At 47.8% G+C, this 5,040-nt stretch carries 4 protein-coding genes; 1 reads left to right on the forward strand and 3 read right to left on the reverse strand.

Going from position 1 to position 5,040, the window contains the following annotated elements; genetic code table 11:
• The 3 genes from lysS to M3200_RS07390 form a co-directional block, all read right to left on the reverse strand.
• A partial coding sequence (gene lysS / locus M3200_RS07380) for a lysine--tRNA ligase (protein WP_288178218.1) occupies positions 1 to 1,333 on the reverse strand: 1,333 nt, incomplete at its 3' end.
• Between the two features lie 40 nt (positions 1,334 to 1,373).
• Positions 1,374 to 1,847 (reverse strand): transcription elongation factor GreA, encoded by a 474-nt coding sequence (greA, locus tag M3200_RS07385; protein WP_022382896.1) that lies wholly within the window; start codon positions 1,845 to 1,847, stop codon positions 1,374 to 1,376.
• Positions 1,848 to 2,094: 247 nt separating this feature from the next.
• A complete protein-coding gene (locus M3200_RS07390) occupies positions 2,095 to 2,385 on the reverse strand; it encodes a hypothetical protein (RefSeq protein ID WP_288178219.1) in 291 nt (96 codons plus the stop codon).
• A 1,022-nt stretch (positions 2,386 to 3,407) separates the two neighbouring features.
• On the opposite strand from M3200_RS07390, the gene potE reads away from it, so the two are divergent.
• Positions 3,408 to 4,745 carry a putrescine-ornithine antiporter gene (gene potE / locus M3200_RS07395; protein ID WP_022382897.1) on the forward strand — a complete coding sequence of 446 codons (1,338 nt, stop codon included), beginning with the start codon at positions 3,408 to 3,410 and terminating at the stop codon, positions 4,743 to 4,745.
• Positions 4,746 to 5,040 lie beyond the last annotated feature (295 nt).

Genomic DNA, 5,040 nt, shown 5'->3' on the forward strand with positions numbered 1-5,040 from the left:
GTGCTCTTTCTTCTACCTGCATTTCGAAACGTTTTCTCTGATCGATCGGGTCGTTTAATTCGGAGAAGCCGTTTGCGAGTTCGCGGCCGTAGATATAGGATTCGAAGCGGATGGTGTATCTCGGGTCCTTCGGATCGAGTTTGGAAAGCGGGGATACTTCGATCGGGTGTTCAGTAATGTGAACTGGCTGGATCAGTTTTGCTTCTACGTATTCATCGAAGCAAGCGGAGAGGATCTTGCCGAATCCGTCGAATTCGCCGTATTCTACATGGAGTTTGTCAGCAATCTTGCGAGCGTCTTCGATGGTTTCGCATGCATCGAAGTCTTCACCTGTGTATTTCTTGACAGCGCCAGCCATGGTGAGTCTTGGCCACGGGCCTTTGACGTCGATTTCGGTGCCTTCATAGGTGAATTTGGTTGTGCCGTAGGATGCGAGTGCGCAGGCTTCGACGATTTCTTCTGTCTGTTTAATGACGTCTTCGATGTCGCCGTATGCCTGGTATGTTTCGATGGCTGTGAATTCCGGGTTGTGACGGGTATCCATGCCTTCGTTTCTGAAGTTTCTGGTGATTTCGAAAATTCTTTCATAGCCGCCCACGAGGAGTCTCTTCAGGTAGAGTTCCGGTGCAATGCGAAGGTACATGGTCATGTCGAGTGCATTGAAATGAGTGGTGAATGGCTTTGCGTTTGCGCCGCCATAGAGTGGCTGGAGAACCGGGGTTTCGACTTCGAGGAATCCGTGGTCGGTGTACCATTTGCGGATAGCTGCCATCATGGCTGCTCTCTTGACGAATGTGGTGCGGACTTCAGGATTGACCATGAGGTCGAGGTATCTCTGGCGATAACGCTGTTCCTTGTCAGTCAGGCCGTGCCATTTTTCCGGCAGCGGACGGAGGGATTTGGACAGCATGGTGAAGTGGTGTACGCGGACGGTGAGTTCACCGGTATGTGTGGTGAATACGACGCCTTCGATGCCAAGGATATCGCCCATGTCGACGAGCTTCCAGAGGTCCCATTCCTTTTCGGAGAGGACGTCTTTTCTGAAGTATAACTGGATGTCGCCTGTCTGGTCGCGGAGGACTGCGAATGCTGCCTTGCCTGCGCCGCGGCGGATCATGATGCGGCCGGCGATGCGGACCGTGGTTTCATTCTTTTCAAGTTCTTCTGCGTTTGCACGGATATCAGCTGCATGGTGGTCCCATTCAAACTTTTCACCGTATGGTTCAACGCCAAGAGCACGAATCTTGTCCAGCTTCTCACGGCGAACGATCATCTGGTCATTCAGCTTCGGGCCGCCGGTCTGTACGTTCTTGTTCTGATTATTCTCTGCCATTAGAAATTCCTTTCAACTAGTGTATTTCTTCATCAGGATCTTAGTCGTCGATGCTGATGACTTTGTACTTGATTACGCTGTTCGGAGCGTCTGCTTCAACGATGTCTCCAGCTTTAGCGCCTACGAGGGCACGGCCTACCGGGGATTCATTGGAGATGCGGCCTTCGAATGGGTTGGATTCAGCGCTGCCGACAATGGTAACGGTTTCTTTTACGTGTTCTTCCATATCTTCGATGGTAACGGTAGAACCAACGACAATGCGGTTCTTTTTGCCTTTGACGATGATCTGAGCGGTACGGATCTGCTGTTCCAACTGAACGATACGGCCTTCCAGGAATGCCTGGGCATTCTTTGCTTCATCATATTCGGAGTTTTCCGAAAGGTCGCCCATTGCAATGGCTTCCTTCAAACGCTGGGCTACTTCCGCACGTTTCGTGGTGCGAAGGTCTTCCAGCTCCTTCTGCATCTTTTCAAGGCCTTCTTTGGTAATCAGGGTCTTCTGCATTTCTGCCATGACAATTTGCCTCTTTTCTTAAGTATTTCTTAAACACAAACAAGACGCCCTGCGTAAGGGCATATTTCATAGTATATAGCAGAATAAAAAGTCATGTCAATGGAAATCGGGAAATATCGCGGAAAGGTTTCAAAAGTCTTTGAGATTCTTTATATATAAAGATATATATTATTAATATAATTAGTACATTATAGAGAAGGATGGAAATTTGGAAGGGACAGTGCTTGCTAAAAATGCTCTTTCAATTTTAAATGGTATCCTGATCGTTTGGGAATTTATGGGATGGAGAAAGAAAATAATACGACCGCGCTGCACCTTGAAAGAAATCAACCCGATCCAACTCTTTTAGAAAATGAACCCCTTTCGGCGCATGCGCGCCACTTTCCCCTGACGAGGACAGCTTCACGCGGAATAAAAGAAAAAGCTCAGCTCTGATTTGTTTCGGACCTTTCGTACCCCATCCCATACTCCCTTCCCCGTCTGGGAAGGCAAGTTTAAGCCAAACAACCGAGCTGCGCTCGTGGGAAATGAACTTCATCCGTCGCCTTCGGCGACACCTTCCTCTACGAGGCAAGGTCAAACACCCTTAACCCAAGGCTGCCTCTCTCCTCCCTTTTGCTTCTTTTTTGGCTGATTCTATGGGACTGGCGGGGATCTGGGGTTGGCTGCGGTCAATTTCGGGTCGGTGAGTACCCTTAAATTTCCTGAATTTCCTGTAAATTTCCGGGATAGATATGGATAGAGGATGATGGCGTGCGTTTTTCTTCGTTTTTCATTTTATTGATTTCCTGTTTTCTTCCGATTTTTCTCTCTGTAAAAAGTGGGGATTTCTTCGAGGCAGACTAGGAAATTCTTATATAAAATAATTCTTTACCTACGATAGCAAAAAAACTTTTATTCTCATTTTATCTTCTTTTTTCTCATTTAAAATTTGAAATTTTGCTCTGTGGGGTTATTTGGGGGCATTTTAGGCGTTTTCAGGCGCTGAGGGGCCAAATGGATTTTAGGCAGTATACAACATTGTGTATTTTTATTTTGTACATTGCATAATTATTTACATATAGATACTATGAAATTTGAGGTCAAAAGCTGAAATGCGCCATAAAATGGGCATTCTGAGATTTTCTGCATTTCTATGTCGTAAAAATGGATACATATTGATCTATAATGCCAATCCATGCCAATCCGTGATGGCTAGCGTTTTCTTCCGTTTTCCTCGTTTTTCCTTCAAAGTTCTCAAAAGTCCGTGGTACTTTGTGTTCAAAAACTTTACAAAAAAGTTTTAAAAAAGGTCTTGTCATACCCCTTCATCTGTGGTATATTTCAGTAAATAAAAATTCACCGCGCCCTGCAGAAGTGCAGTAGAGCAGCGCCTGGCGGTCTGCGTCAGATGGTTTTCTTTTTCACCCTGTTTCTTTCACCATAATGAAAGCAAATGGGGTTCATGCATGCCTTGATGATTTCACGACAGCATCATCCGGTTCATTCCGGGACAACTTTTCCCCCTGTCAGAGGATTCCCTCTGATTATGGAAGCAACAAAAGAAAGAAGGGAACAACCTTGTCTAAGAGCAAAAAAATGGGAGTCGTCCAGTTAACGACAGTCACTGCCATCAACATGATGGGTTCCGGTATTATTCTTCTTCCAGCTACGCTGGCTGAAATCGGGACGGTCTCTATTTTCGCATGGATTCTTGCCTCCATCGGTGCAACTTTTCTCGCTTACGCTTTCTCTAAGTGCGGGATGTACACGAAAAAGGTAGGAGGCATGGGCGGTTACGCAGAATACCGCTTCGGGAGAGCCGGCAATTTCCTCTCCAACTTCTGCTACACGATTTCTCTGATCATCGCCAACGTTGCTATTGCAAGCGGCGTTGTCAGCTACGGTTCTTATGTTTTCGGTTTCAACCTTGATCCGGTTGAAGTCTGCCTGGCTACAATCGGCGTCCTTCTGGCCGCTGCTACGATCAGCCTCGTAGGACCTAAGAATTTCGGCAAGTTCTCCACCCTGGGCGTTATGTGCGTCGTAACCCCGGTCATCGGCCTGCTTTTCGCAGGTGCATTCTTCTTCAGCCCTGACGTCTATGTACAGGCTTGGAACCCGGGAGATCTTCCTTTCTACGAAACAATGAAGCAATCCATCGCAGTCATTCTCTGGGCTTTCCTTGGTCTTGAAACTGCATGCGCTAACTCCGACACTGTTGAAAATCCGGAAAAGAATGTTCCGATCGCTGTTCTTGCAGGCACACTGCTCGCAGGCGCTTGCTACACCACTTCCACCGCTATCATCGGCGGCCTCGTTCCTTACACTGAACTGATGAATGCCAATGCTCCTTTCGGTCTTGCATACGCTACCATGTTCGGACCAACCGCAGGCTACATCGTTTCCTGCATGCTCGTCTGCTCCTGCTTCGTATCCCTGACCGCTTGGCAGTTCACCGTTTCTGAAGTAGCTAGAGAAGCTTCCTCCATCGGACTCTTCCCGAAGTTCTTTTCCACTGTAAACCGTTTCCGTTCTCCATATGCAGCTATCGGTACTCTGGTAGCTATCCAGATCGTCATGACTCTCTCCACCATGAGCCCGACCCTGCTTAAGCAGTTCAACGTACTCATCAACTTGGCTGTCATGATCAACCTGATTCCTTACCTCCTGGCTATGGCAGCTGTCGCTGATCTCCAGAAGGTAGAAATGATTCCGCATGACAAAGCAAAACTTGCCAACATGGCAGCTATCGTCGGCGGCATCTACAGCGTATACGCAGTATACGGCTGCGGCTGGTCTGTCATTCTGGAAGGCGCCTTCGTAACAGCTATGGGTCTCCTGATTTACTTCATCGTTTCTCCAAAGCTCCGCTACAGCGCTCCGCGTATGGAAACCTATCCGCCAATCAAGAAATAATTGAACGTGAAAATCTCCGCAGAAATGCGGAGATTTTTTGTGGGCGGATTAAGGAATGATATCTGGGCTTGAGCCGGAGGGAAAACTGTAAACAGATACAGCATGTCCCCAGCCGCAGGCTGGTTGTGATGTTTAGCAATCATCCAGTCAGAAGTCATGAAAAACCGTACAACCGCGATAAGATCGCGCAGAACTGCACCCCTTTCTGCCGCATCCGCGCCATCCTTCCCCGTTGGGGCAGGTCAAAACCTTCCTGTACAGGGGGACGCGGACAAAAAGTTGGACCAATTGACAG

The organism is Dialister sp. CAG:357, assembly GCF_000435155.1.
Taxonomy (GTDB): domain Bacteria; phylum Bacillota; class Negativicutes; order Veillonellales; family Dialisteraceae; genus Dialister; species Dialister hominis.

Coding starts and splice junctions, on each gene's coding strand:
- greA (WP_022382896.1), bottom strand. CDS start 1,847: ATGGCAGAAATGCAGAAGACCCTGATTACCAAAGAAGGCCTTGAAAAG.
- M3200_RS07390 (WP_288178219.1), bottom strand. CDS start 2,385: ATGAAGTTCATTTCCCACGAGCGCAGCTCGGTTGTTTGGCTTAAACTT.